Origin of the sequence: Apibacter sp. B3546 (assembly GCF_009827885.1) — a bacterium.
Classification (GTDB): Bacteria; Bacteroidota; Bacteroidia; order Flavobacteriales; family Weeksellaceae; genus Apibacter.
Window position 1 is genome coordinate 1 of record NZ_WINW01000010.1, and the last position, 329, is coordinate 329.

Genomic DNA, 329 nt, shown 5'->3' on the forward strand with positions numbered 1-329 from the left:
GATAAAGAAAAACAAACGGTAAACACGGTAGAAAAAGATATCGAAAGTTTAAAAAACGTCAAAATTGGAACAAGAAATTTACTATATGTAGGAAAATCCGAAAAAGAAAAATTATTTGGATATATAAACAGTGACGGTTCAGTAATGAATGGTGAATATGATATTTATACGGATTTAATTTTAGTTGAAGATTACAAAAAATTAACCGTTAAAGTATGGGAAAAACCCCTTACCGGTTATGCTTCTCTTGCCTTTTACGATAAAGACGAAAAATTTATTAAAAAAGTAGATTTTAAAGGAAATACATATACTGAAAGCACTGTTGATAT

General features: G+C 27.7%; 1 protein-coding gene. It reads left to right on the forward strand.

Going from position 1 to position 329, the window contains the following annotated elements:
• On the forward strand, positions 1-329 hold a 329-nt coding region (locus tag GFU93_RS04250; protein WP_160567525.1), incomplete at both ends, for a hypothetical protein.